The sequence below is a fragment of the Dietzia sp. SLG310A2-38A2 genome, from assembly GCF_014145095.1.
Taxonomy (GTDB): Bacteria; Actinomycetota; Actinomycetes; order Mycobacteriales; family Mycobacteriaceae; genus Dietzia.
This window is the reverse complement of record NZ_JAALDX010000360.1, coordinates 1-1,541: the sequence shown is the minus strand read 5'-3', so window position 1 is coordinate 1,541 and position 1,541 is coordinate 1. Positions and strand designations below refer to the sequence as shown.

2 protein-coding genes and 1 pseudogene are annotated in these 1,541 nt (G+C 70.5%); 1 reads left to right on the top strand and 2 read right to left on the bottom strand.

Annotation, left to right across the window (positions count from 1 at the left end):
- Positions 1-768 (top strand): HNH endonuclease signature motif containing protein (locus G6027_RS12770; RefSeq protein WP_241727095.1); only part of this gene is annotated, 768 nt, incomplete at its 5' end.
- A gap of 5 nt (positions 769-773) precedes the next feature.
- Here G6027_RS12770 and G6027_RS12765 read toward each other — a convergent pair.
- Positions 774-1,247 (bottom strand): molybdenum cofactor biosynthesis protein MoaE, encoded by a 474-nt coding sequence (locus G6027_RS12765; RefSeq protein WP_182637507.1) that lies wholly within the window; start codon positions 1,245-1,247, stop codon positions 774-776.
- 46 nt (positions 1,248-1,293) lie between these two features.
- Positions 1,294-1,541 (bottom strand): annotated as a pseudogene (locus G6027_RS12760) (molybdopterin-binding protein); the annotation flags it as partial.

The window sequence follows — 1,541 nt, the reverse complement described above, 5'->3', positions numbered from 1 at the left end:
CCTGACGCGGGCCGGTCCGCGGCCGACACCGACTCCGCCGCTGCCCCCGCGTCCGAGCACGACGGCATCGAACACGACGGCATCGAACTCGGCGACGTCAGGGTCGGGGCGGACCTGCCCCGGCCCACACTGGGCAACGCCGCGCGGGCCGGTCAGCCGATCCGTATCAGCGTGATCGCCTCCGCGGCCCGGGGCCTGCCCAACCGTGTCGAGTTCGTCCACGGCACGTACAGCAGTTTCGAATGGCTCTGCACGGAACTGCTCGAGGGCGACGACGCGAGCGTGCGGTTCGAGCTCATCGACCCTGCCCCGGGCGTGCTCGACTCCCCCGAACACGCCCTGCGCTACGTGATCACCCCGGCGATGGCCGAGCGCATCCGCATGCGCGACGGCACCTGCCGGCACCCGGGGTGCTCGGTTCCCGCCAAGGACTGCGACGTGGACCATGTGATCGCGTTCAACAAGAAGGACCCAGAACTCGGCGGACCGACCACCGAGTGGAACCTCGTCTGCCTGTGTCGGAAACACCACCGCGAGAAGACGTTCGGGACCAACGCCTACCGGTCCGGGCCGTTGGGTGAACTCGTCATCATCACCGACACCGGACACGAACACCGCACCAGACCCAAGGGCCCCCTGGCCCGTGCTCGTGACGCCATCCGGGAACGCGAGTGGAACGCCTACGCGGATCGCACCATCGCTGACGACGGCACACTCGTCAATCCGCCGGGTCACCACAGGCACGGATCCCGCAGACGACCAGCCTGACGGACTCAACAGTCGCCGACGCCCACCCATTCAGAGACGCCGTCGGTGAAGCGCTGCCGCTTCCAGATCGGCACCCCCTGCTTGAGGCGTTCGATGAGCTCCGAGCAGGCGGCAAAGGCCTCAGCCCGGTGCGGCGCCACGGCCACCACGACCACCGCGACCTCACCCACCGGCAGCACCCCCACCCGGTGCACCGCGCCGATGCGGACGGAGCGCCGTGGATCGAGCGGCCCGCCCTTCTCGAGGTCGGGCGAGGTGTGTTCGGTCGCGACCTCGTCGCAGAGCCGTTCCAGGACGTCCTGCGCCGTGGGGTGGGCCGAGTACTCGATGTCCAGCACGTCGCGACCGTGGTCGTGGTCTCGCACCACCCCGGAGAACGTGACCATGGCTCCGTCGGCGGTGCTCCAGACGGCCTTCTCGACCTCACGGGGGTCGATCGCGGTCTCGGTGATCTGCACGAGTGGACTGCGGACTGTCATGGTCGGTTCCTCCTCGTGGTGCGGACCCGGGCGGTTGCGGGGACGGTCAGTGGCCGCCGCCGTGGGCGTGGACGGCGAGCAGGTGGTCCAGCAGTCCGTCAAGCACCGCCAGTCCGTCGCGTACCCCGCCCGTCGAACCCGGGAGGTTCGCCACCAGGGTACGTCCGGAGAAGCCCGCCAGGCCGCGGCTCATGGCGGCGGTGGGGGTCGAGGCCAGTCCACGGGCGCGCATCGCCTCGGCGACGCCGGGGAGTTCGAGGTCCAGGTGCGGCGCGGTGGCCTCGGGGGTGCGGT

Bases quoted from the DNA above. Each gene is read 5' to 3' on its own strand.
- G6027_RS12765 (WP_182637507.1), bottom strand. From the start codon at position 1,247: ATGACAGTCCGCAGTCCACTCGTGCAGATCACCGAGACCGCGATCGAC.